This is a genomic window from Bacillus ectoiniformans, from assembly GCF_016908875.1.
In the GTDB taxonomy this organism is placed as follows: Bacteria; Bacillota; Bacilli; order Bacillales; family Domibacillaceae; genus Bacillus_BX; species Bacillus_BX ectoiniformans.
Genome location: NZ_JAFBES010000005.1, coordinates 13,984 through 36,701, shown reverse-complemented (window position 1 = coordinate 36,701; position 22,718 = coordinate 13,984). Strand labels below are relative to the sequence as shown.

The window sequence follows — 22,718 nt, the reverse complement described above, 5'->3', positions numbered from 1 at the left end:
ATTCACTCCCTAAAATTGCACAGTGGTCAGACCACGAAAATATATATTACACACAATAACCTATCACTCGTTTGTTGTAAAGTCTTAAGGTGATTTCAGCACGATACAATCTTTAGTCAAGATTTCTTCGAGTTCAGACAAGCATGCTTCAGACGGCTTCACCCATTTACTTTCTCTTAGCTGAATCGTCTGCCGAGTTCTTTCATAATGCATGACTACCGGCGTTTGCCCTTTATATCTGCTTAATACTTTATGCACATCTGCAAGCACCAGGTGTTCATCCGGGCTGTCCGGAATTTTTAAATAGAGAATCATCTGCTTCTCTTGTGATTGCTTTTTTAATTCTTCAAGGGTGACGACAGACTCTACAATGAACTGTTTCTGTCCATTTCTCTCTTCTGATTCTCCTGTCAGCCACAAGACCTCCCCTTTTTTTAACAGCAGAGACACTTTTCGATACACATTTGGGAAAATGACTCCTTCCATTTCCGCGCTTCCGTCTGAAAATGTAATAAAGGCCATGTTTTCCCCTTTCTTTGTTCGAATAGCTTTAACTTCACTGAGAAATGCCCCGCTAGAAGCTTTCTTTCTTGAATCTGATAAAATGTCTGCTACTTGCTTTCCACCCATGCTTTTAAATAATGGCTGATACGGTTCCGTCGGATGGGATGACAGATATAGTCCGAGCACTTCCTTTTCAAAAGCGAGCAAATCCTCTTCTTTCATAGGATCCACTTCCACATATTTTGGCTTAGGAAAGAAATCATCCTCCATAAACAGATCGAAGGAATCTTCATCAGGCTTAACGAGCTCGGCATGGTCAATCGCCACGTCTAAGCTTGCTAACAGCACTGCCCGGTCTTGAGAAAAATCATCAAAAGCACCTGAAAATACAAGGGACTCCATCGATTTTCTGTTGACAATTTTCAGAGGGACTCTTATACAAAAATCAAACAGATCTGCAAATGGCCTATCCTTTCGCGCTTCAAGGATCGCTTTCAGTACACTGCTGCCCATTCCTTTAATTGCTGCTAAACTGTACCGAATCCCCTGTTTCTCGGCTTTGAAAGGAATGTGGCTTTTGTTAATTGAAGGCGGCAGCAGTTCCACATTCATCAACTTAGCTTCCGCTATATATTGACTGACCTTATCCGGATTTCCAATAGCCGATGAAAGCAAAGCGGCCATGAAGTTTTTAGGGTAATGAGCTTTCAAGTAACTCAAATGATAAGCGATGAAGCTATAGGCAACCGCATGGCTGCGATTAAATCCATAGTTGGCAAACTGAACAATCAAATCATACATTTTTTCAGCCGTCTCTTTGCTATATCCATTTGCGCGCGCGCCGCTCACAAAATGCTTCCGCTCTTCATCGAGCACTTCCCGCTTCTTTTTGCTGACTGCTCTCCTTAGAAGATCTGCTTCTCCTAAAGAAAAACCGGCCATTTTTGAAGCAATCTGCATAATTTGCTCTTGATAGATCAACACGCCATACGTCGATTTTAAGATTTCCTCAAGATCTGGATGCGGGTATTCCACAGGCTTCAAACCATGCTTACGTTCTATATAAAAAGGGATATTTTCCATCGGCCCCGGGCGGTAGAGAGCATTGACCGCCACAATGTCTTCAAAGTGATTGGGTTTTAAGCGCATCAGAACTTTTCGCATCCCGTCAGATTCTAGCTGAAAGATCCCTGTTGTTTGTCCAGCAGACAGCAGCCGGAAGGTTTGTTCGTCATCAAAAGGAATGTCTTTTAACTGAATTCTTTTCCCTTCTGAATAGTAAACCGACTCAATGATTCGCTCTAAAATAGTTAAGTTGCGCAATCCGAGCAAATCAATTTTCAAAAGACCCAGTTCTTCTAGTGTATCCATTGGAAATTGCGTCAGAAAGATTCCGTCGTGACCCTCACCAATCGCAATTAAATCTGTCAGCGGCTGTTCCGTAATGACCATTCCCGCTGCATGAGTAGATGTATGCCGAGGAAGTCCTTCTAATGTGAGAGCCGTTTGAAATAACCGTTCGTTCTGTTTAGACTCCTGAACCCATCGCCTTAAAGTGTCCGATTCTTCATATGCCTTATTTAACGTCAGCCCGAGCTTTGCAGGAAGCATGCGCGACAGCTGTTCTAGTTCTTTCGTTCCGAATCCAAATACACGTGCCACATCCCTCATGACCGCCTTGGCTGAAAGTGTACCGAACGTGACAATTTGCGCAGCATGAAGCGCTCCATATTTTTCTGCGATGTAGCTAATCACTTCATCCCGGCGATGATCAGGAAAATCGAGATCGATATCTGGCATCGACACTCGATCCGGATTAAGGAAACGTTCAAATAATAAATGGTATTTCAGCGGGTCTACATCTGTAATCTTCAGCGCATAAGCAACCAGTGAACCGGCTGCTGATCCGCGTCCAGGCCCTGTTAAAATGTGCTGATTTCTTGCAAAAGTCATAAAATCCCACACAATTAAAAAGTAATCGCTAAATCCCATTCGCCCGATGACGGACAATTCATACTTCAAGCGTTCTTGATATTGCGGGAGATGATCTAAGCCTTCTTCTTTTAACCCATGAATACATAGTTCCAATAGGTACTCATCCGCTGTCTTCCCTTTTGGGAGCGGGAATTTTGGAAGGAGCTTGTTATGAAAAGATATATCTATGTCACATAAGCCAGAGATTTTTAATGTCTGTTCGAGCATTTCAGGCCGGTCAGAAAAAAGCTCGGCCATTTCCTGTTTGGACGTAAGATAGTAGCGGTCATTCTGATCCATTTGAATATCAGAAAGTTTGACCCCATCACCGATCGCCGCTAAGCATTGACGCGCAAACGCTTCTTCCTGATCCAAATACATCACTTGATGAGTGGCAGCGATTGGTATCGATGCAGACTCGCCTACTTTCATTATCTTCGCTTCTATGGATTCTTCTTCTTTTCGCCCATGACGCTGCATGGAAAGATAAAAATTCCCTGTCCCAAATAACTGCTTATAAAAATGCGCGGCCTCTTCTGCTTGATCAGTTCTGTTCTCTTGAATGAGAGATTCAATTTCCCCGCCTATTCCAGGTGTTAAAGCGATCAATCCCTCTGAATAGCCTTTCAGCCACTTAACAGGTATCCCGTCTTTCGCTTTGGTTTGAATCACACTCGATATTTTCAGAAGGTGATGATAGCCGGTATTATTTTTCGCTAACAGGATGAGCGGGTACGTTTTTCCCTCATCATATTCGCTCTTCACGTCCGCTGTCAGACCGATAATCGGCTTCATTCCCGCTTTTTTGCACGCTTTATAGAACGGAATGGCTCCATACATCACATTGTGATCAGTAATAGCCATTGCCTCATAACCAAGCTGTTTCCCCTTATGTACCAGCTTGTCCACGGAAATTGGGCTCTTTAGCAGGCTGTACCCTGTTTGTATTTGTAAATGAACATACATCATTCACCCCTCCTTTATTCATCCTCTTAATCTGTCGCTCACTTGATTAGTTTCATTATAAAGCCGCACATAAAAAAAAGAAAATATGTTCTGTTTTTCATACCTGTCCGTGCTTGGACATATATTGTGGATAAGACGGACAAACATGGAGGATCTATGGCAGAGACTTTTTTTCATGAATTGTTTAAATGTTTTTTCATTGCATTTGGCATTCTGCTGGGTGGATCATTGCTTGGAGGAATCGGCGCCTTTCTAACGGGAAAACCTCTTTATACGGCGATTTTTCAAATTAGTGAAGGATTGAGAATTTGGGCGATCATTGCGGCAATTGGAGGAACATTTGATACTTTATACAGTTTTGAAAGAGGATTTCTGCAAGGCGAGACAAAGGAATTGTTTAAACAGTTTCTATTAATTTTGTCAGCGATGGGCGGGACGCATATTGGCACGCTCATCATTTCCTGGCTGACAGGGGAGCATATTTCGCCATGAGAATTCCTCCGCTATATCAGAAAAAAAAGATTAAAGTGCTGCTAGCAGGGGCTGCGATTGGATTTTGTGTCAGCTGGCTTCTCTTTCTTTACATATTCGGTGCTATTCAGGAACAGCAAACCACTGCACTAGAACTGAAGAAAAAAGAACTGCTCGATTTACAGTCACATTTGTCCATTTGGCAAGAAGAGTTTAAAGAATTAAACAAGAAGAATCAGCAGATGCTGACTATACAAGACATTCAAATAACAATTACCAACTACGAAAAATACGGAATTGATGATTCGCAAAGCATTTTTGAAGCGAAAGAAATGATTAAGAAAGACTTATCTGTCCTCTTAGCAAAAGACTTAGAAACTGTGTACTCTCATAAAGACCTCATTGAGCAGACCATTGAAAATAAAACACTAAAGATCAATCAGAGAAGCTATTCCCTTCGTGTAAAAGAATGGCTTTTTTATACGACCATCCACATTCACCTCGAATTAGACCGTTCTTAATACAAACAAGCGAAAATCCATTTGATTTTCGCTTGTTTGCTTCTGCTGGTCTATGATTGGCGGCAAATGTCTGACAGCTCTTCTGACACTTGACTGACTTCTTCCCACGAATGAACAGAAGCGCCTGCCGCCAGCGGATGTCCTCCGCCGCCGTATTTCTTCGCAAGGCCGTTAATGATGGGGCCTTTCGAGCGAAGGCGAACTCTGATCTGATCATTTTCTTCGATATAGAAAACCCATGATTTAATGCCTTTGACACTCCCAAGCGTGCTGACCAACAAAGAAGCTTCTGATGGAGCTACTTGGAATTCCTCAAGCAATTCCTTTTTTAAGATGACAGCTGCCGCACCACTTGGCTGCAGCTTAAAGTTTTGTAGTATATAGCCTTGCAGCTTGAGTACTTTCTCTTCGGTTTCATACATCTTATTAAATAATTCACTTCTGTCGAATGAATATTGAAGAAGTTCTCCCGCATATTCCATTGTGCGCATGGTCGTGCTTGGATACAAGAAGCGGCCCGTATCACCCACAATGCCTGCAAACAAAAGCCGTGCACCCGCATCAGTCAGTTTCAGTCCCTCTGACTCACCGCTTTTAAACAAATCGTAGATCATTTCACTGACGGAGCTTGCAGAAGTATCTACCCACAGCAAATCTCCATATGGATCTTCATTTGGGTGATGGTCAATTTTAATCAATTCTTTTCCAAGTTTATACCGTTCATCGCAAATCCGTTCGGCATTGGCCGTATCACATACGATCACAAGCGCATCTTTGTAGGTATCATCGGAAATTGTGTCTAGCGTTCTTAAATAAGCTAAAGAGGGCTCCTCTTCTCCGACAGCGTAGACTTGTTTATCTGGAAAAGAAGCTTGAATCATGTCACATAGCCCACCCTGCGATCCATAAGCATCTGGATCGGGACGAACGTGGCGGTGAACAATCACCGTGGAATAGGATTTAATTTTTTCAATAATTTCTTTTTTCATAGAAACTCCTTTTTTAAACTGTGTTTTTGGGTAGAATTTCAGGCATTTTATCGTTAAAATATAATTGTTTCAAAGAAAAACTTGGAGGAATTAACTTTATGCCGGTTTTTGTATTTGTTATTGTCTTATCGTTTTCTTTTTATATTGTCTATAAAGTACAATATGCCAGAAGCAGACGTCCGATGGAGAAGAAATGGATCTCTGGAAAATCCAGCATGGCTCTAGGCCTGTTTGTCAGTATGTTCGGGCTAAATACCCTTTTTCTTCAACAGACAACGGTTGCTTATATTATAGCCGCTTTATTTATGCTGATTGGCGGGGCAAGCATGTGGGCCGGATTTAAAGCCTACCGTCACTTCCAGCCATTTGCTAAACGAGAAGCAGAAGAATTAGATGGGACGCAATCCTAATCATTTAAACATCAGGCTGATGCCTGATGTTTTTATTTATTGACGATCCAATAGCTGGCACATCATTAATGCTTTTCCAACAAGAACCCCATCATTATACGCTTCTACATCCACCTTTCCGAATTTCCTTCCCACTTCAAGAACTTTCGGATGAATTTCAAGCTGACTTTCCATTTGAACTGGTTTAATAAAATAAATCGTGATATTTTCAACGACGAGATCGCCTTTTTTATGAGCACGTAGCGTCCGGTTGGCTGCTTCTGTCACGATGGTCGTAAAGACTCCATATGAAATGGTCCCCAGCTGATTGGTCATTTGCGGAGTAACTTCAAATTTGTAAACCTCGGAAGATTTCCCATCCAGAATGTCGAGCTGATTTGTGATCGTATCATCAAGTGTTTCACCCATCTGCGGCTGCCGCTGAGTCATTTGCAACGCTTTCAGAACATCCTGCCGGCTGATAATCCCCTGCATACGATTCTGTTCATCGACTACAGGCAATAACTCAATGCCTTCCCAAATCATCATATGTGCGGCTGAGGCTACACTCGTTTTTAAGCTGACGGTAATTGGATTTTTCGTCATCACCTTTTCAATGGACAATTCTTTTTCATTGCCCATAATGTCTTTAGCTGTCACCATTCCGTGAACCTTCAGCTGAGAATCAACCACAGGGAAACGGCTGTGCAGCGTTTCTCTGTTTTTATCCAGCCAGTCTCCTACAGTATCTTTCGTTGTTAAAGCAATTGTATTTTCAAGCGGAGTGAATATATCATTCACAAGCACGATTTCTTTCTTAATGAGCTGGTCATAGATGGCCCGGTTGATCATCGTTGCTACCGTAAATGTATCATAGCTTGTAGAAATGACCGGAAGTTCTAATTCGTCAGCCAATTTCTTCACTTCTTCTTCCGAATCGAATCCGCCGGTAATTAAAACGGCCGCTCCTGCTTGAAGTGCCTGTTCGTGCGCACGGGTGCGGTTTCCAACAATCAGCAGGTTTCCAGGCCCTGTATAACGCATCATCGCCTCAAGCTTCATAGCGCCAATCACAAATTTATTCAGCGTTTTATGTAAACCGGCACGTCCTCCAAGCACCTGGCCGTCTATGATGTTCACCACTTCAGCAAATGTCAGTTTTTCAATGTTCTCTTTTTTCTTCTGTTCAATTCGAATGGTCCCTACACGTTCAATCGCACTGACAAACCCTTTTGTTTCTGCGTCTTTAATTGCACGGTAGGCTGTCCCTTCACTTACGGAAAGCGCTTTTGCTATTTGCCTGACCGAAATTTTATCACCGACAGGCAAACTTTCAATGTATTGTAAAATTTGCTCATGTTTTGTAATCAAGTTTGTCACCTGTTCCTTTCCGATCTCCATATATACCTTATTATAGATTGAAAAAGAGCTTGATTCAATTTGTTGTCGGAAACATTTTCCCCAATCAGCAAGAAGCACCACCCTTTTGTTAAAAAAACCTCTTCACCGCTGGCAGCTTTTTAGCTGTCAGCGGACAAAGAGGTTTTGTCCGTTACATCTCGATTACATCGCCGGCTTTCATGACTCTGCCGTTTTTGCTTTCTAGCTTCTTTACAAAATCTTGCGGATCTTGCTTGATTGGAGGAAAGGTATCGTAATGGATCGGCACGACTGTTTTAGCTTGCAAAAACTTTGCCGCTATCGCCGCATCATCAGGTCCCATTGTGAAATTATCTCCAATCGGCAGGAATGCCACGTCAATTGGATGCAGCTCTCCAATTAATTTCATATCCGAGAATAGACCCGTATCCCCCGCATGATAAATGGTTTGCCCTTCAATCATTAACAGGACGCCAGCCGGCATGCCCATGTATAAGAACGTTCCATCTTCTTGCTGGATGCCTGACCCATGAAATGCTTGAGTAAATTTAATTTTCCCGAAATCAAACTCACGGCTTCCGCCAATATGCATGGGGTGCGTGTTTAAACCTTGGTGCTGCAGGTAAATCGCCAGTTCATTCACAGCAATGACAAGTGCCCCGCTCTGTTTAGCTATTTCAACCGTGTCGCCGATATGGTCGCCATGTCCATGTGTCAGGACAATGTAATCCGGCTTTTGTTCTTCCACCTTTAAATCCGTTAATTCATTACCGGTAATAAAAGGGTCAATGAGAATTGTTTTACCGTTCGTTTCAATTTTGACGATGGAATGGCCATGATAAGATACGCGCATTTATCAAAACTCCTTTCTTTTTCTACTATTAACTATTTCACTATTTACTTGATCATAAAACAGAAATTCGAACCATTTTATTCACCTTCTCTATATAACAAGCTTGAAAAAGTTTACGAAGAACCTTTTATTTTGTTACTCTTAGAAAGATGAAAGTTCAGAGGAGGACGATTATGGAACACCGTTTACATAGACTAATGGAATGGATGAAAACGAAGGATATTCAATTTTCTTTCATGACCACAACTGAAAACGTATTTTATTTATCAGGTTTTAGAAGCGATCCGCATGAACGTCTGCTTGGCGTTGGTGTATTTCAGGATGCTGAACCATTTTTAGTTTGCCCGAAAATGGAAATGACTGATGCGAAAGCAGCTGGCTGGGACCACCAAATTATCGGCTATAGCGATATTGAAAACCCATGGGATATGATTGGGCAGACCATTGCCAAACGCAATCTTTTCATTCAAACAATCGCTGTTGAAAAACAGCACTTGAATGTCGAGCGTTATGAAGCCTTATCTGCTCTTTATCCAGGATCTGCATTTGTGGCGGCCGAAGAAAAGCTTCAGCAAATGCGCATGATCAAAGACGAGAAGGAGCTCAAACTCTTACGAAAAGCCGCTCAAATGGCCGATCACGCGATTCAAACCGGCGTGAATGCGATTCGTGAAGGAATTTCCGAATTAGAAGTTCTCGCTGCCATTGAATTTGAAATGAAAAAGCAGGGAATTTCGGAAATGTCGTTTTCTACGATGGTCTTAACAGGCAAAAATGCTGCCTCGCCGCATGGTGTGCCAGGAGCGACTAAAATCCAAAAAGGTGATCTAGTTTTATTTGACCTGGGAGTTGTGTATGAAGGCTATTGTTCTGATATTACGAGAACAGTGGCATTTGGCGACATCGATGACAAACAGCGCGAGATTTATGAAACGGTTTTGAAGGCGGAAGAAGCAGCTATTGCGGCCGTCCGCCCTGGAGTTACTGCGAAAGAGCTTGATCTGATCGCAAGACAAACTATTGCTGATGCCGGATACGGAGACTACTTCCCTCATCGCCTTGGCCATGGACTTGGAGCCAGTGTTCATGAGTACCCTTCGATTACGGAAACGAACGAATTAAAGCTTGAAGAAGGAATGGTATTCACCATTGAACCGGGTATTTATGTTCCTGGCGTTGCCGGTGTACGAATCGAAGATGACCTCTATGTGACCAAGCAAGGAGCAGAGTCATTGACAGCGTTTCCAAAAAAATTAACTTTTGTCTAAAAGTTTTTATATTTTTCGAAAAATTGTTATGCCAAGCCCTCACTTTTAAGGTAAAATGTAGTCAAAGGGGGAATATAAGATGAGCATGAAATATCAAAATATTCTAGTTGCTGTTGACGGTTCCAAAGAAGCTGAATGGTCTTTTAAAAAATCGATTGCTATTGCGAAAAGAAATGACGCGGCACTAAATTTGGTGCACGTAATTGATACCCGCTCTTTTGCAGCGATTGAAGCGTATGATCGCTCCATTGCTGAAAGAGCAGCAAAGTATGGCAATGAATTATTAGAAGAGTACAAGAAAGAAGCTGCTGAAGCAGGAGTGAAGCAAGTGAACACTTTTGTTGAGTATGGCTCACCTAAAGTAATTATCCCTAAAGATGTAGCGAAACAAGTAGAAGCAGACCTTATCGTTTGCGGTGCAACAGGTTTGAATGCGATGGAACGTTTCTTAATCGGAAGTGTCTCTGAACATATCACTCGCGCAGCTAACTGTGACGTGCTGGTTGTCCGTACTGATAAAGGCGAATAAAACGAAGAAGATCCTCTGCCGGAATCCGGTGGAGGATTTTTATTTTGGTGCTTGTTTTAGGAGAGATAAAACTACTTAACAGGTATTTCATTTAGACGCCTGACATTTGACTAGAAATACTTAACATAGTGATAAACATCATCATCCGTGCGCATGCCCATTTTTTCATATAATTTCTGAGCGTTTTTATTTGTCACTGCCGTCTCGAGAGTGATATACCGTGCATTATTTTGTTCACAATAATCATAGCATTGATTGATTAGGGCTTGTGCAACCCCCTTTTCACGCGCTGAAGGCAGGACATAAAGATCATTTAAGATATATGCAGGTTTTAAAGCAACGGTTGAAAAAGTAGGATAAAGTTGAACAAAACCGACTGCTTCCTCTCCAATAACAGCAATATATACAATTGAATCTTTATGATCCAGCCGTTCTTTTAAGAATTGAGCGGCTGCCTCTAAATCCGAGGGTTGTTTATAAAATATACGATATTCATTTAATAAGAAACTAGCATCTGACAATTCTTCGTGTGTTAAATGTCGTATTTCCAAATAGATCTCCTCCATATCCAATCACCGAATTGATTCCCAATTTTTTAAACAAAAAAGGCCGCCGGGTAGATCCCCGGCAGCCCAAGCGCTTACTTCTTAAGCGCTTGTTTGTTATTTAACAAGTTTTTTGCTGCATCAATTTGGAGCTGGACTTGGTCAAAGCCCGTGCCGCCTAAAGACTTCCTTCTTTTGACAGCTTCGTATGGTGACAGCACTTGATAAATATCTTCTTCAATGATCTCAGATGCAGACTTTAGCTCCTCTAAAGAAAGATCAGCGAGATAGCATTGGTTTTGGATGCAGTGAAGCACTAGTTTTCCAACTATTTCATGTGCTTCGCGGAATGGAATGCCTTTTGAGGCTAAATAATCAGCCAGCTCCGTAGCATTGGAGAAGTCATTGTGAACTGCTTCCTCTAAGCGGTTCTCATTCACCTTCATTGTCTGAACCATTCCTGCAAAGATTTTCAGGGAACCGATCATTGTATGTACGGTATCAAACATACCTTCTTTATCCTCTTGCATATCTTTGTTATACGCAAGCGGCAGTCCCTTTAAAGTTGTTAATAGGCTGAATAAATTACCGTAGACACGCCCTGTTTTACCACGGATCAACTCCGCCATATCAGGGTTCTTCTTTTGCGGCATAATGCTTGAGCCGGTCGAGAACGCGTCATCCATCTCAATAAACTGAAACTCTTGGCTCGACCACAGAATCATTTCCTCTGCAAGACGAGACAGGTGCATCATTAAAATGGAAGAATTGCTTAAGAATTCAAGTATGAAGTCACGGTCACTGACCGCATCCATACTGTTGGCATATACTCCGGAAAAACCTAGAAGATCAGCTGAAAGCTCACGGTCAATCGGGAAAGTTGTTCCTGCAAGCGCACCTGCTCCAAGTGGTGACAGATCAATACGCTTAAGGCTTTCCTGAAGACGCTCTTTATCTCTTTGGATCATCCAAAAGTAAGCCATTAAGTGGTGCCCGAACGAAATGGGCTGTGCTCTTTGCAAGTGGGTGTAGCCAGGAGCCAGTGTTTCCACATGAGCTTCGGCTTTTTCCACAATTGCTTCTTGAAACTTTTCAACCAAACCAATGATTACTTCGACCTGCTTCTTCAAGTACAAATGCATATCAGTGGCCACTTGATCGTTTCTGCTCCGTCCAGTGTGCAGTTTTCCGCCTACCGGACCGATTTCCTCAATCAAGAATTTTTCTAGATTTAAATGGATGTCCTCTTGGGCAACCGAAAAAGCTAACTCGCCTTTTGAAGCTTTCTCCTTTAAAGCTTCAAGGCCGCCCGTGATTTGATCCGTTTCTTCCTGAGTTAAAATGCCGGTTTTACCAAGCATTGTGACATGGGCAATACTTCCTTCAAGATCTTCAAATACAAGTTCTTTATCAAAGTGAATGGAAGCCCCAAACTCATCTACCCATTCTTCAGCTGATTGTTGGAAGCGTCCACCCCAAAGCTTTTTCATGACTGAACCTTCTCCTTGTCTTGCTGAACCATAGAATTAACTTTCGTTGGAAGGCCCCAAAGCTGGATAAATCCAACAGCTGCTGAATGATCAAACTCATCTTCTGTTGTATAAGTAGCTAATTTTTCATTGTATAGAGAGAAGTCAGATTTTCTGCCTTCAACAATCGCATGTCCTTTAAACAATTTCACACGTACTGTACCAGTAACGAACTTTTGTGTTTCTTTTAAGAACGCTTCTAGTGAAGTTCTTAATGGAGAGAACCAAAGTCCTTCATAAATCAGTTCAGTGATTTTCTTTTCAATGACAGGCTTGAAGTGAGCAACTTCTTTCACTAATGTTAAATCTTCTAATTCTTTATGAGCTTGGATCAGCGTCATAGCTGCCGGGCACTCATAAACTTCTCTGGATTTAATTCCTACAAGACGGTTTTCAACGTGATCGATTCTTCCTACGCCGTGTTTGCCCGCTACTTGGTTTAATTCAAGAATTAGCTCTGCTACTGAGTAAGCTTTGCCATTCATTGCAACAGGAACACCTTGTTTAAAGTCGATTTCAATAATTTCTGGTGTGTCCGGTGTGTTCTCAAGAGAAGCTGTTAAGTCGTATGCACCTTCTGGAGGAGCTGCCCAAGGATCTTCTAAGATTCCGCACTCATTGCTTCTTCCCCATAGGTTTTGGTCAATTGAATAAGGGCTATCTAAGTTGATTGGAATCGGAATATTGTTCTTTTTTGCATATTCGATTTCTTCTTCACGTGACCAGCCCCACTCACGCACTGGCGCAAGCACTTCAAGATCTGGATTTAATGCTTTAATCGAAACTTCGAAACGAACTTGGTCATTTCCTTTACCTGTACAACCGTGAGCAACTGCAACCGCGCCTTCTTGTTCAGCTACCTCTACTAGCTTCTTAGCGATTAACGGACGAGACAGTGCAGATACTAATGGGTATTTTCCTTCGTATAACGTATGAGCTTGAAGTGCGATTAATGCATATTCTTCTGCATATTCATCTTTCGCATCAACCATATAACTGGCAACCGCTCCAACCTGCAATGCTTTTTCTTTTACGAAATCTAAGTCTTTACCTTCCCCTACATCTAAGCAGCAAGCTACTACTTCATAGCCTTGATCCTTTAACCAAGGAATAGCGACTGATGTATCAAGACCTCCGGAATATGCAAGAACCACTTTTTTACTCATGTATATTTCCTCCTCTAAGTTGATATCTATTAGTATAAATATTCATTTCGTTTTATTTTTATTCTCTTAACATGTTTAAAGAATATCACTTTCCATTCTAGCTTTCAAGTACTATTTTCAAAAAAAATTGTATTTTTTTGCTTTTTTATGAATAAATGAGTAACGCAAATATTCAGACTTTTATGCATTCACTTTCTGCTTTGCAGTTCAATGAATAAAAAGGCTAGAATAGGAGAGAAAGGAGCTGTCATATGTACTTTATATTTGATCCGCGCTTAGGCATTCACATTCCTTCTTTAAGTGATCCATGGTCTGATCTCACGAAAGATCAGCAAAAAGAAATCATTTATACATGGGAAGATATTCGCGGAGAGATCCCTGATCGGATAAAAATACTTGAAACATCTATAAATGAAAAACAGGAACGGTTAAATCAAGAAGATGATTTTAACGTTTCCTGTCAATTAAACCAGGAAATCAGTGAGCTAGCTTCTATTATCAACGATTTGTGGCTGTGGTTTCGCGCCTCTCCTGCAGTCCAAGAGTAAACAGCTTTCTTCATGCATAAAAAACCGGCAGCCAGGCTGCCGGTTTTCCCCGTTTAGTCACTTTTGGTTTTCTTTTCATTTAAATACCGATATTGATAGTACTTCTCTGCATATTGAGTGACTTTTTTCGTTAAACGATAGTTAATCCCTGAACCAACCGCCATGCTCATCAGCGGCAAGTTGGACATCTTCTTATTTTTAAACGCATTAATCGCCATCAGCTTCATTATCTGTTTCATCGGCTCTTCTAGCCAGGTTGGATCGGTCAGCTGTTCCTCTCCATTATAAAAGTAAAGCTGATCATGTTCCTCTAGTTCTAGCAAAAGATTTTGCCAGCCATCGGCCTGGAGACGATTCGGAAGGACAGATGCATGAAAAACTTTAAGGGAAGTCATCATCTCAAATGGAATCTGTACATCGTATCCATAGGACATCGCCGTTTGCTGCACTGCCCGCAGATTAATTATGGCCATCACCAGGAAATCAGAGGCAACCGGCACAAATCCGCTCGTGCCTGTCAAACCGCCCTGGATGAATGAATAAAGACGGTGCCTTGAAGCTTGCTGACGATTTAAATAATTCAGCTGATCGACACGCAGTTTTTTCATATCTGCTATCGTTTGTATGTCTTCATGAAAGATGCGTGCTGAGGTCAGTATTCTCTCTCTTGCTTCCGTTTGAAACCCTGAACCCTGCAGCAGCGAATGCAGATTAAAAAGCAATTGATCCAACTGCTGAAAGAATGGAGCTTGAACGTCTTCAGGTATAGCAGAAAATGCGGAGTTCAGCCATTTCACATATGTATTTTGAAAATCATTTCCTTCGTAATCTGTAAGTGACTGCTCCCACTTCATTAACTCTTCCCAATACGCTTGATCCCGTGCTGTCCATGTCATAATCCCACCGCCTTAACTAATTTTATGCACATAACTGATGTTTTATTTTTAATGAGGCTTTGTCATGAATTAATTTTCCATCAACGGCAAGCAGATGTCAATTTTATTGCAGGTGCATAGAGAAAAGCCAGCTTCCTTGTTGGAAACTGGCTTCATGTTTGTATGTAGTGCCGCTATTGCCGTTCAAGTAATAGAGTTTTAAAACCACCACTTCAAAAAGTGGGTGTCTGCAGAAATGTTCTTATCGTCCTCGCTCGAAGGCATGATATTCCCACTTCAATGTTAAACTCCCGATTCTAGCTTAAAGGTTAAAACTTTATTAAAAACACGAACAAAGCAGCGTAGATTTATTATGCCAAAGCTTTAGATAAAAATCAATGGTTTTGCCTTCCAATTACACTTTCGCAACTTTTACTTACAACAAGCAATCATGTCTAGCGTGGCAGTTTTATCTAAAGGAATAGAAAACACCTTCTATTATTGCCGTTCACATAATAGAAGGTGTTTAAACTAAATCTTACAGTCCCGCTAAACTTAATGTGTCACGAGCAATCATGACTTCTTCGTTTGTCGGAATAATGATCACTTTTACTGGGGAGTGCGGATAGTTAACGAAAGCTTCTTTTCCGCGAACTTGGTTAAGTGATTGATCCCAGTATACGCCCATAAATTCAAGGCCTTTTAATACGCGTGCACGGATCACGTCACTATTTTCACCAATACCGGCAGTGAAGATAATCGCATCTACTCCTGACATCTTCGCAGCATAAGAACCGATATATTTGTGAATACGGCCAGCAAATACTTGCAGAGCTAATTCCGCACGCTCATTGCCTTTGTCTGCTTCTACTTCAATGTCACGCAAGTCACTTGAGAAGCCGGAAACGCCAAGCATACCAGATTCTTTATTCAGTACATCAAGAACTTCATCAGCTGTCTTGCCTGTTTTCTCCATAATAAATGGCAGTAAAGCCGGATCAATATTACCTGAACGAGTACCCATCGTTACACCCGCGAGCGGAGTGAATCCCATGGATGTATCAAGTGATTTGCCGCCTTGAATCGCTGCAATACTTGCTCCGTTTCCAAGATGGCATGAGATTAAACGAAGCTGATCCACTGGACGCTTCAATAATTCTGCTGCTCTTTCAGATACATATTTATGAGACGTTCCGTGGAAGCCATATTTACGGATGCCATACTCTTTATAGTAATCGTAAGGCAAGCTGTAAAGGAATGAATTCTCAGGCATCGTCTGATGGAAGGCTGTATCGAATACTGCTACAGCCGGCACATTCGGAAGCACAGACTTAAATGCTTGAATACCTGTTAAGTTAGCCGGGTTATGAAGCGGAGCTAAATCAGATAATTTTTCAATTTGAGCTTCCACTTCATCTGTAATTACAACAGAATCCGTAAAGACCTCTCCTCCATGTACGACACGGTGGCCAATGCCATCAATTTCATTAAGAGATTGAATAATTCCAAGGCTTGTCAGTTTGTCCAATAAGATCTTAACTGCCACTTCATGATTCGGAATATCCATTATATCTTTACGCTTTTCATCGTTTACACTAATACTGAATACTGCTTGATCCAATCCAATACGTTCAATCAAGCCTTTAGTAATAACTTTTTCTTCGGGCATTTCAAAAAGCTGGAATTTCAATGATGAACTTCCTGCGTTAATTGCAATAATTTTAGACATGTTGACCTCCTGTATGTTTCAATGATGTCTTTTAAAGTGTTCCAATTCTGTTTACCATCATTCATTTAACCACTGAGGCACAATTTTTTCAAGAAAAACTTGATTTCACACCGGGTATTGTGTTAAATTTAAATTTTTCTGATTTTTATTTCATTTCAATCATTTCTTACTTGCTCTCTTGAAACCACTTTTCAAGCTTCGCCATAATATTCTCTACTGCCTGCGAGTTCTTCATAGACGGCATATTAGCAAGGAAGACTTGCTTCGGTGCTTTAGTGTCTTCTGCCTGCTTCTGCAAAATTAATATGCTTTTAGCTGACTGCTGATTTTTAAACATGGATAGCGGCAGCTGAATCACCCCTTGGATATGGGCATGCTTCTGCAAATATTTATGCAGACCCGGAGCTAACGGTGAATCGAACAGACCATTCGGAATTAAAAAGAATAAATAACCCCCTGGCTTCGTATGGATCATGCTTTGTTCGATAAACAGATGGTGCGCATATGAATGTCCTTCTTCTGCTTTCAATTCGTAATCTGCAGCTCTCACATCATTAGGGTAGTACCCAACAGGCAGATCACAGACAACGGCATCCGCAGGGTCAATAAACAGCGGCTCAAGTGAATCTTGATTATACAATTGAACAGACTGCTCCATCATATTCGCACCGGCATAGGCTAATTTCAAAAGAAGATCGTCAATTTCGACTCCTACCCCTGCAATGCTGCGGTCCGACAGCTGGTTCATCACCGTCATTAATAAATTGCCTGTTCCGACAGCCGGATCCAAAACCGAGAATTCCTCCGCTTTCATAAATTTACCCATTAAATAGCTGATGAAAAGTCCGATTGAATCAGGAGTCATTTGGTGATTGGGCTGAACGTTTTCTTTCATGCCTTTTAAAATCGCGAGTTGGTAGGCTTTGCGAATATCTTCCTTTGGATAATCAGCAAGCTTCATTTCTTCGTACTTTTTCCATACCCTCTTTTTATAGCTTTCGTCCATTTCTTCTTGTAAAACTTGCTCTTGGAATAAATTCTCAGCTGTTTCTGCAAGTGCTTCTAAATATGTACATGATAAGCCTTCTTGAAGAATGTCTGCTGTTTCATCGAAGGTTTTAAATAATTTTTCAATTGGGGAAAATTCATTCATGACCGATTCCTCCTAATAAAATTTCGTTCGTGCGGGGAACATCGAGGTGATTTAATCCTTAAAAAGGCTGACCCGATCTCTGAGTCAGCCTTAGATGTTTTACGAATGTTTATTTGGCAGCTTTAGCTGCTTCAATAGCTGCTTCGTAATTCGGATGATCTGTTCCTTCGCCGACATATTCAACGTAAGTAATTGTATCATTGCTGTCAACAACAAAAACAGAACGAGCCAGCAAACGAAGTTCCTTCATGTGGATGCCATATGCTTCGGCGAAAGACAGATCGCGGTGATCGGATAACGTTTTTACGTTTTCAAGTCCATTTGCCGCACACCAGCGTTTTTGAGCAAATGGTAAATCCGCTGAAATCGTCAGTACATTGACATTGTCAATCTTAGATGCCTCTTCGTTAAAACGGCGAGTTTGAGCTTCACATACACCCGTATCAATAGAAGGGACTGCACTGATTAAACGCACCGTTCCTTTTGTATCCGCTAAAGTAACTTGGGATAAATCATTGGCCAGCACGGTAAAATCAGGTGCTTGATCTCCCACTTTCACTTCTGTACCTACTAACGTCATAGGGTTGCCTTTAAATGTTACGTTTGCCATTCAAAATCCCTCCTTATTGTCTTCACACCATCCATCATACTGAACAACGACAATAAATTGCAAAAAATACGCCCTGCTAATCTTAAAAGTGTTTGAAAGAGAAGCGGCAGTGGAATCATGATAAGATCAATGAAAAGCTTAAAAAGAACTGGAGGGGTCATATTATGAAAAGCTATCTGCGCCCCCTTGGCCAATCGGAGCTTAAACTGTCGCCGCTTGGTCTCGGATGCTGGCAATTCAGCAAAGGACAGGGCACTGTCGGAAAGTTTTGGCCATCAATGGATGATCAATTAACCAATGACATTATCGCCACGTCATTAAAAGGAGGCATCAACTGGTTTGATACGGCTGAAATCTACGGAGGCGGCGAATCGGAAACCGCTGTGGCCAATGCCTTATACTCATTAAATGCTTCTCCACAAGAGGCGAGAATAGCCACAAAATGGTGGCCGCTCATGCGGAGAGCCTCATCTATTTCAAAAACGATCGATTCGAGGCTGGCTGCTCTCAGAGGCCGTCCGATTGATTTATATCAAATTCACCAGCCGCTTTCTTTTTCTTCCGTTGAAAATCAAATGAAAGAAATGGCAAAGTTATATGAAAAGGGACTCATAAAAGCTATCGGCGTGAGCAATTTCAACGCCAAGTCTATGAAAAAAGCACATGCCGTTTTACAATCATACGGTTTGCCCCTCGCGTCTAATCAAGTTAAATTCAGTCTTCTTGACCGAAGTATAGAAGGTAATCATGTGCTAGAAACCGCCAGAGATCTTGGGATATCGATTATTGCTTATTCTCCTCTAGAGCAAGGCTTATTAACAGGAAAGTTCCATCACAACCCTTCCCTTGTGGAACAGGCCAGCGGAATGAGAAAGTTTCAAAAGAAATTTAGCGAAGAAGGACTAAATCAGACCCGCCCTTTAATCGATGTATTAGAGTCATTAGGCAATAAGTATGGAGTGAGCGCAAGTCAAATTGCTTTAAATTGGATCATTTCCTATCATGGCGACACGGTATTTGCCATTCCTGGTGCGTCAAAAGTGTCCCATGCCCAGGAAAATATCGGTGCATTGACTTTTCAGATGACAAAAGATGAACTAGAGCATATCTCTTATATGTCTTGGCAAGTCATCCGAAATAAACTAGCGCACAAATGAAAACAGCGGTTTGCGAAAGGGCAAACCGCTGTTTTTATTTATTGAGGGCGGTCATACGGCATCTGCATCTGGCCGCCGCCTTGAAATCCCTGTGCGCCTAATCCTTGATTTTGGTTTCTATTAAACATCCCTTGAATTTTATCTACCACGCCTGGTGCCATATCAAGAATTTTATCCAATAAATGCGTATTTTCATCTAAGTGCAGCATGCGAACGCCGTGCTGATTCACAATCAGAAAAGCAATTGGTGTAATAGACACACCGCCGCCGCTTCCGCCGCCAAACGGGCTCTTTTCTTTTTGGGTTCCGCCGTTTCCGCTCTCACTTTCAATTGAAAACTCACTGCCTCCAGCAGCAAACCCGAAGCCCACACGTGAAACTGTCATAATCACACTGCCATCAGGCGTTTCTACCGGATCGCCAATAATGGTATTAACATCTATCATATCTTTTAAATTTTCCATAGCCGTACTCATAAGTCCTTGTATTGGATGCTCACTCATATCGTTTTCCTCCCTCTATGAAATGGATTTTTACCCTTTCGTTAATAGACGCAGCGGAGTCGAATACAATTTTGCCCGAGTCCCGCGCCAGCGTTTCAGGATTTTAATTCCAGCAACTATAGCATACCCAGGTCTTAATGTGAGTATACAAAAAAATTCAGTTTGCAGAATATTTTGCCCGAAAACGGGAGCAACATGCATCATCGGCATCTGTTTCATTTTCACCACTTGACTTGCCACACCTAACAAGCTGCTTTTGACCATCCAGATGGAGCCGGCAGCTACACCTGTTAATGCCGCATCCCGTGAACCAGCCGCTGTCTTCCACTTCACCTCTTTAATGATTACTTTCTTTAAAAAGCGGCGAGCGACTGTATTCATGCCAGCCACATGCTTTAACAGTTCATTCGCATCAGAAAGCATTTGATTAAACTCTGTATACGTTAATTTTTTCTCAGCGGCGTGTTTTACAGATCCATCCTTTGCAAGATTGTCTTTTTCATACACAATCCCTGGCTCCTTCATCTTCCAGTCAATGATCATTTGAATCTTCGGAAAATCGATCGTGTAACTTATTAATCCACGCCACATTTTCAGTTTTAGTTTCATTTCTGTTCGGTCATTGCTGTGAAAGGCATATATATGAATCTGAAGCTTCGAAAACAAAATAATCATAACCAGTAACACAACAGCTACACTTGCCCATGCAATGTATTCCACTTTTTACCTTCCTTTCAATAGCCAGTTTGTCCAACCTGATTGAAAATAAACCTCTCACATGGCCCTCCTGCTGAAATGGACCGAATAAGAGACACTGTGGAAAGATTATTAGCTGTTTCGGAAAGATTATTGCTCCCTTTGGAAAGATTAATCGCCAAAACGGACGGAATTCTTCACTTTTTGGAAAGATTCACCCCGACCGACAGTACTTTGGAAAGATTATCTGCTGTTTTGGAAGGATTATTGTCCACTTTGGAAAGAATATGACTCATTTCAGAAAGAATAACCCCCAACTCGGAACGAATCCAACCCATTTTGGAAAGATTCACACCGCTCGACCGCATTTTGGAAAGATTATTGTTCACTTTGGAAAGATTATGACTCATTTCGGAAAGATTAATCCCCAACTCGGACCGAATCCAAGTCATTTTGGAAAGATTCACCCCGACCGACAGTACTTTGGAAAGATTATCTGCTGTTTCGGAAAGATTATTGTCCACTTTGGAAAGAATGTGACTCATTTCGGAAAGAATAACCCCCAACTCGGACCGAATCCTACACATTTTGGAAAGATTCACTCCCCCCGACCGCACTTCCGTACACACAAAAACCCGCTTACGAATAAGCGGGTTTTTCAAGCTGCAGGGATCTTTCGTGCACAACTGTCGTATCTGCGAAGTAATCATGCAGGCCTTGTTTTTTTGGTAAAAATGCGACTAACACATAAAGAATGAAGATCGTCGCTGAGATGTAGCGTCCAAGCAATTCTCGGAAGATGATTGTGGACCAGCTAAGTCCTGGCGCTTTTAAGGAGATTACTTTTAAACCGATAATCATTTTGCCCACCGTCTGACCGAAAAACTTTGTTGTCAAAATGAAATACAGATAAAAAATGAAGGCTGTTGCCATATTTACGGCGGAAAACATATCTCCCGAAGCGGTTTCAATGTCTAAAAAACGGAATAACGGATAGATTAGAATCCGGCTGATGCTTCCGATAACAATCAGGTCAAGCAAGTATGCCCAAAACCTCATCCAAAACCCCGCATAGTGGAGAGATGGCGTGATCGGTCTGACAGTTTGATTGGTCGTCTCCTCCTGAACGACCACTCGTTCTTCATTGGAAGCATCTGAAGCTTCTAGGGTTTCTTCACGACTTGAATTATGATCGTCATTCATTCTTCATACCTCCTTTATTCCGCATATAAATACATTAACCGCGGGGAATTTGGATTCGACAATATTTTCATTAACGCACTCACTTTATCATCACTTGAAAACATCGTTTTTGCATTCGCAGCCAAAAATGAAGGCAGACCCATATTCGACTCATAACTAACAACCTGCGCGTCCTTTAAATTCTTATCTTTCTTCAGCTGTGCAATCACATCTTCTACATAGCCGAAGTCATCAATTAAGTTCAGTTCTTTCGCTTGGCGACCATCATAAATGCGGCCATCGGCGATTTTTTTCACTTGAGTCTCAGACATTCCGCGTCCGTCTGCAATTACTTTTACGAATCCCTGGTAGGAATTATCAATCATTGCTTGTAAAATCTTTCGCTCTTCCTCGGTCATTTCTCTTGTCGGGCTCATAATATCTTTGTGCGGGCCGCTTTTAATCGTCACAAAGTCAACGCCATATTCTTTTGCCAACTTGGAATAATTAACGCTTTGCATGATGACACCTAGAGAGCCTGTCAATGTTTCTGGACTTGCGAAAATTTTATCTGCCGGAGCTGATATGTAATAGCCGCCAGAAGCTGCAATGGATCCCATGGAGACATAGACTGGTTTCTTTGTCTTTTCTTTGATTTCCATTAACTTATCGTGGATTTGCGCACTTTCTACGACGCCGCCGCCTGGTGAATTCACTTGAAGCACAATCGCTTTAACATCTTTGTCTTTCTGAACTTTATCCAGTTTTTCCATGAATAAACGATGGTTATATTGCGGGGAAGAAAATAACGATTCGGTTGTTCCCGTATCCTGGATAACACCGTCTACAGGCAGGACGACAATTTTTTTAAACTCACTGCCTTCTTCTTCTACGTTTTCCACAAACATTTCATCGCTTCCGCCCATCATGGAATCAAAAGCTTTCGCCCAATCTGTTGTAACGGCTGCTGATGCAAAATTTATGATTATGGAAACAATAAATAATGCTGCCGCTGCTACGAGGGCAATAATTCTTTTCGTATTCATTTTTCTTCCTCCCTTATGCTTATTCATGCTTCAGCTACAAAAACATACCTAAATCATGGTAAACTATATACATGCCAGTCTTATTTTAACAAAGTATTGGCAAATCTAACAATATTATCGCCACCGAGGGGGACT

At 41.6% G+C, this 22,718-nt stretch carries 23 protein-coding genes and 1 other RNA gene; 7 read left to right on the top strand and 17 right to left on the bottom strand.

Annotated elements, in window-relative coordinates; translation table 11 throughout:
• Nucleotides 1-84 precede the first annotated feature (84 nt).
• Nucleotides 85-3,447 (bottom strand): DNA polymerase III subunit alpha, encoded by a 3,363-nt coding sequence (gene dnaE, locus JOC78_RS08720; protein ID WP_204554251.1) that lies wholly within the window; start codon nt 3,445-3,447, stop codon nt 85-87.
• Between the two features lie 153 nt (nt 3,448-3,600).
• Here dnaE and ytrH point away from each other — a divergent pair, with 153 nt between their 5' ends.
• Entirely contained in the window at nt 3,601-3,936 is a 336-nt protein-coding gene (ytrH, locus tag JOC78_RS08715) for a sporulation membrane protein YtrH (RefSeq protein ID WP_204554248.1), read from the top strand.
• Entirely contained in the window at nt 3,933-4,436 is a 504-nt protein-coding gene (gene ytrI, locus JOC78_RS08710; RefSeq protein WP_204554246.1) for a sporulation membrane protein YtrI, read from the top strand. The genes ytrH and ytrI overlap by 4 nt, the downstream gene beginning before the upstream one ends.
• 50 nt (nt 4,437-4,486) lie before the next feature.
• Here ytrI and JOC78_RS08705 read toward each other — a convergent pair whose 3' ends face one another.
• Nucleotides 4,487-5,425: a DHH family phosphoesterase gene (locus JOC78_RS08705; protein WP_204554244.1), complete on the bottom strand. Its 939-nt coding sequence runs from the start codon at nt 5,423-5,425 to the stop codon at nt 4,487-4,489.
• Nucleotides 5,426-5,523: 98 nt separating this feature from the next.
• Here JOC78_RS08705 and JOC78_RS08700 point away from each other — a divergent pair, with 98 nt between their 5' ends.
• Nucleotides 5,524-5,835 (top strand): YtpI family protein, encoded by a 312-nt coding sequence (locus JOC78_RS08700; RefSeq protein WP_204554242.1) that lies wholly within the window; start codon nt 5,524-5,526, stop codon nt 5,833-5,835.
• A 36-nt stretch (nt 5,836-5,871) separates the two neighbouring features.
• Here JOC78_RS08700 and JOC78_RS08695 read toward each other — a convergent pair whose 3' ends face one another.
• Nucleotides 5,872-7,185, bottom strand: coding sequence for a CBS domain-containing protein (locus JOC78_RS08695; RefSeq protein ID WP_204554240.1), 1,314 nt, complete (start codon nt 7,183-7,185; stop codon nt 5,872-5,874).
• A 181-nt stretch (nt 7,186-7,366) separates the two neighbouring features.
• A complete protein-coding gene (locus tag JOC78_RS08690) occupies nt 7,367-8,047 on the bottom strand; it encodes a metal-dependent hydrolase (protein WP_204554238.1) in 681 nt (226 codons plus the stop codon).
• A gap of 173 nt (nt 8,048-8,220) precedes the next feature.
• On the opposite strand from JOC78_RS08690, the gene JOC78_RS08685 reads away from it, so the two are divergent.
• Nucleotides 8,221-9,315, top strand: a complete 1,095-nt coding sequence (locus JOC78_RS08685; protein ID WP_204554236.1) for a M24 family metallopeptidase — start codon at nt 8,221-8,223, stop codon at nt 9,313-9,315.
• A 79-nt stretch (nt 9,316-9,394) separates the two neighbouring features.
• Complete coding sequence (locus JOC78_RS08680) at nt 9,395-9,844, top strand: universal stress protein (protein ID WP_204554234.1); 450 nt, start codon at nt 9,395-9,397, stop codon at nt 9,842-9,844.
• A gap of 110 nt (nt 9,845-9,954) precedes the next feature.
• Here the strand turns inward: JOC78_RS08680 and JOC78_RS08675 are convergent, their stop codons facing one another.
• From JOC78_RS08675 to JOC78_RS08665, 3 genes are all read right to left on the bottom strand, one after another.
• Entirely contained in the window at nt 9,955-10,395 is a 441-nt protein-coding gene (locus JOC78_RS08675) for a GNAT family N-acetyltransferase (protein ID WP_239587085.1), read from the bottom strand.
• A gap of 89 nt (nt 10,396-10,484) precedes the next feature.
• The gene (gene argH, locus JOC78_RS08670; protein ID WP_204554230.1) at nt 10,485-11,879 is read right to left on the bottom strand and encodes an argininosuccinate lyase; all 1,395 of its coding nucleotides are present in this window, start codon (nt 11,877-11,879) and stop codon (nt 10,485-10,487) included.
• A complete protein-coding gene (locus tag JOC78_RS08665; protein ID WP_204554666.1) occupies nt 11,876-13,090 on the bottom strand; it encodes an argininosuccinate synthase in 1,215 nt (404 codons plus the stop codon). The genes argH and JOC78_RS08665 overlap by 4 nt, the downstream gene beginning before the upstream one ends.
• 245 nt (nt 13,091-13,335) lie before the next feature.
• Here JOC78_RS08665 and JOC78_RS08660 point away from each other — a divergent pair, with 245 nt between their 5' ends.
• The gene (locus tag JOC78_RS08660; protein WP_204554228.1) at nt 13,336-13,632 is read left to right on the top strand and encodes a hypothetical protein; all 297 of its coding nucleotides are present in this window, start codon (nt 13,336-13,338) and stop codon (nt 13,630-13,632) included.
• A gap of 53 nt (nt 13,633-13,685) precedes the next feature.
• On the opposite strand, the gene JOC78_RS08655 is transcribed toward JOC78_RS08660, so the two are convergent.
• The 5 genes from JOC78_RS08655 to tpx form a co-directional block, all read right to left on the bottom strand.
• Nucleotides 13,686-14,528, bottom strand: a complete 843-nt coding sequence (locus JOC78_RS08655; RefSeq protein ID WP_204554226.1) for an EcsC family protein — start codon at nt 14,526-14,528, stop codon at nt 13,686-13,688.
• A 163-nt stretch (nt 14,529-14,691) separates the two neighbouring features.
• A non-coding RNA gene (ssrS, locus tag JOC78_RS08650) (6S RNA) lies at nt 14,692-14,874 on the bottom strand.
• Between the two features lie 171 nt (nt 14,875-15,045).
• Nucleotides 15,046-16,236, bottom strand: a complete 1,191-nt coding sequence (locus JOC78_RS08645) for an acetate kinase (RefSeq protein ID WP_204554224.1) — start codon at nt 16,234-16,236, stop codon at nt 15,046-15,048.
• A gap of 166 nt (nt 16,237-16,402) precedes the next feature.
• Nucleotides 16,403-17,389 carry a class I SAM-dependent methyltransferase gene (locus tag JOC78_RS08640; RefSeq protein WP_204554222.1) on the bottom strand — a complete coding sequence of 329 codons (987 nt, stop codon included), beginning with the start codon at nt 17,387-17,389 and terminating at the stop codon, nt 16,403-16,405.
• A 109-nt stretch (nt 17,390-17,498) separates the two neighbouring features.
• Nucleotides 17,499-17,999, bottom strand: coding sequence for a thiol peroxidase (gene tpx, locus JOC78_RS08635; protein WP_204554220.1), 501 nt, complete (start codon nt 17,997-17,999; stop codon nt 17,499-17,501).
• A 164-nt stretch (nt 18,000-18,163) separates the two neighbouring features.
• On the opposite strand from tpx, the gene JOC78_RS08630 reads away from it, so the two are divergent.
• Entirely contained in the window at nt 18,164-19,156 is a 993-nt protein-coding gene (locus JOC78_RS08630; RefSeq protein ID WP_204554219.1) for an aldo/keto reductase, read from the top strand.
• A gap of 38 nt (nt 19,157-19,194) precedes the next feature.
• Here the strand turns inward: JOC78_RS08630 and ytfJ are convergent, their stop codons facing one another.
• The 5 genes from ytfJ to sppA all read right to left on the bottom strand — a co-directional run bounded on the left by ytfJ (nt 19,195) and on the right by sppA (nt 22,583).
• Entirely contained in the window at nt 19,195-19,659 is a 465-nt protein-coding gene (ytfJ, locus tag JOC78_RS08625; RefSeq protein WP_204554217.1) for a GerW family sporulation protein, read from the bottom strand.
• A 30-nt stretch (nt 19,660-19,689) separates the two neighbouring features.
• The gene (locus JOC78_RS17725) at nt 19,690-20,379 is read right to left on the bottom strand and encodes a DUF2953 domain-containing protein (RefSeq protein ID WP_204554215.1); all 690 of its coding nucleotides are present in this window, start codon (nt 20,377-20,379) and stop codon (nt 19,690-19,692) included.
• Between the two features lie 173 nt (nt 20,380-20,552).
• Nucleotides 20,553-20,921 (bottom strand): hypothetical protein, encoded by a 369-nt coding sequence (locus JOC78_RS08615; protein WP_204554213.1) that lies wholly within the window; start codon nt 20,919-20,921, stop codon nt 20,553-20,555.
• Between the two features lie 73 nt (nt 20,922-20,994).
• Complete coding sequence (locus JOC78_RS08610) at nt 20,995-21,558, bottom strand: RDD family protein (RefSeq protein ID WP_204554211.1); 564 nt, start codon at nt 21,556-21,558, stop codon at nt 20,995-20,997.
• 14 nt (nt 21,559-21,572) lie between these two features.
• Nucleotides 21,573-22,583 (bottom strand): signal peptide peptidase SppA, encoded by a 1,011-nt coding sequence (sppA, locus tag JOC78_RS08605; protein ID WP_204554209.1) that lies wholly within the window; start codon nt 22,581-22,583, stop codon nt 21,573-21,575.
• Between the last annotated feature and the right edge of the window lie 135 nt (nt 22,584-22,718).

Excerpts from the sequence above, each read along its gene's own strand:
- dnaE (WP_204554251.1), bottom strand. The coding sequence starts at position 3,447 with ATGATGTATGTTCATTTACAAATACAAACAGGGTACAGCCTGCTAAAG.
- ytrH (WP_204554248.1), top strand. The coding sequence starts at position 3,601 with ATGGCAGAGACTTTTTTTCATGAATTGTTTAAATGTTTTTTCATTGCA.
- ytrI (WP_204554246.1), top strand. The coding sequence starts at position 3,933 with ATGAGAATTCCTCCGCTATATCAGAAAAAAAAGATTAAAGTGCTGCTA.
- JOC78_RS08705 (WP_204554244.1), bottom strand. The coding sequence starts at position 5,425 with ATGAAAAAAGAAATTATTGAAAAAATTAAATCCTATTCCACGGTGATT.
- JOC78_RS08700 (WP_204554242.1), top strand. The coding sequence starts at position 5,524 with ATGCCGGTTTTTGTATTTGTTATTGTCTTATCGTTTTCTTTTTATATT.
- JOC78_RS08690 (WP_204554238.1), bottom strand. The coding sequence starts at position 8,047 with ATGCGCGTATCTTATCATGGCCATTCCATCGTCAAAATTGAAACGAAC.
- JOC78_RS08685 (WP_204554236.1), top strand. The coding sequence starts at position 8,221 with ATGGAACACCGTTTACATAGACTAATGGAATGGATGAAAACGAAGGAT.
- JOC78_RS08680 (WP_204554234.1), top strand. The coding sequence starts at position 9,395 with ATGAGCATGAAATATCAAAATATTCTAGTTGCTGTTGACGGTTCCAAA.
- argH (WP_204554230.1), bottom strand. The coding sequence starts at position 11,879 with ATGAAAAAGCTTTGGGGTGGACGCTTCCAACAATCAGCTGAAGAATGG.
- JOC78_RS08660 (WP_204554228.1), top strand. The coding sequence starts at position 13,336 with ATGTACTTTATATTTGATCCGCGCTTAGGCATTCACATTCCTTCTTTA.
- JOC78_RS08655 (WP_204554226.1), bottom strand. The coding sequence starts at position 14,528 with ATGACATGGACAGCACGGGATCAAGCGTATTGGGAAGAGTTAATGAAG.
- JOC78_RS08645 (WP_204554224.1), bottom strand. The coding sequence starts at position 16,236 with ATGTCTAAAATTATTGCAATTAACGCAGGAAGTTCATCATTGAAATTC.
- JOC78_RS08640 (WP_204554222.1), bottom strand. The coding sequence starts at position 17,389 with ATGAATGAATTTTCCCCAATTGAAAAATTATTTAAAACCTTCGATGAA.
- tpx (WP_204554220.1), bottom strand. The coding sequence starts at position 17,999 with ATGGCAAACGTAACATTTAAAGGCAACCCTATGACGTTAGTAGGTACA.
- JOC78_RS08630 (WP_204554219.1), top strand. The coding sequence starts at position 18,164 with ATGAAAAGCTATCTGCGCCCCCTTGGCCAATCGGAGCTTAAACTGTCG.
- ytfJ (WP_204554217.1), bottom strand. The coding sequence starts at position 19,659 with ATGAGTGAGCATCCAATACAAGGACTTATGAGTACGGCTATGGAAAAT.
- JOC78_RS08610 (WP_204554211.1), bottom strand. The coding sequence starts at position 21,558 with ATGAATGACGATCATAATTCAAGTCGTGAAGAAACCCTAGAAGCTTCA.
- sppA (WP_204554209.1), bottom strand. The coding sequence starts at position 22,583 with ATGAATACGAAAAGAATTATTGCCCTCGTAGCAGCGGCAGCATTATTT.